The organism is Bacillus sp. LR--39, assembly GCF_053613335.1.
The window spans coordinates 1-947 of record NZ_JBSIOT010000462.1 but is presented as its reverse complement, the minus strand read 5'-3'; the positions used below and the strand labels follow the sequence as shown (position 1 = coordinate 947).

Below are 947 nucleotides of genomic sequence, written 5' to 3'. Positions count from 1 at the left end.
ACATCGATTTACATGTTCTATCAAAAAGTCGGCGAAACTTCTATTGACAGCTGGAAAAACGCTGGCCGCGTCTTTAAAGACAGCGACAAATTTGATGCAAATGATTCTATCCTAAAAGACCAAACGCAAGAATGGTCAGGTTCAGCCACATTTACATCTGACGGAAAAATCCGTTTATTCTACACTGATTTCTCCGGTAAACATTACGGCAAACAAACACTGACAACTGCACAGGTTAACGTATCAGCATCAGACAGCTCTCTGAACATCAACGGTGTAGAGGATTATAAATCAATCTTTGACGGTGACGGCAAAACGTATCAAAATGTACAGCAGTTCATCGATGAAGGCAACTACAGCTCAGGCGACAACCATACGCTGAGAGATCCTCACTACGTAGAAGATAAAGGCCACAAATACTTAGTATTTGAAGCAAACACTGGAACTGAAGATGGCTACCAAGGCGAAGAATCTTTATTTAACAAAGCATACTATGGCAAAAGCACATCGTTCTTCCGTCAAGAAAGTCAAAAGCTTCTGCAAAGCGATAAAAAACGCACGGCTGAGTTAGCAAACGGCGCCCTCGGCATGATTGAGCTAAACGATGACTACACACTGAAAAAAGTGATGAAACCGCTGATTGCATCTAACACAGTAACAGATGAAATTGAACGCGCGAACGTCTTTAAAATGAACGGCAAATGGTACCTGTTCACTGACTCCCGCGGATCAAAAATGACGATTGACGGCATTACGTCTAACGATATTTACATGCTTGGTTATGTTTCTAATTCTTTAACTGGCCCATACAAGCCGCTGAACAAAACTGGCCTTGTGTTAAAAATGGATCTTGATCCTAACGATGTAACCTTTACTTACTCACACTTCGCTGTACCTCAAGCGAAAGGAAACAATGTCGTGATTACAAGCTATATGACAAACAGAGG

The 947-nt window shown here is 41.6% G+C and carries 1 protein-coding gene; it reads left to right on the top strand.

The window, feature by feature from the left end; translation table 11 throughout:
- Positions 1-947 (top strand): levansucrase (gene sacB / locus ACWHAR_RS24150; protein ID WP_452088069.1); only part of this gene is annotated, 947 nt, incomplete at both ends.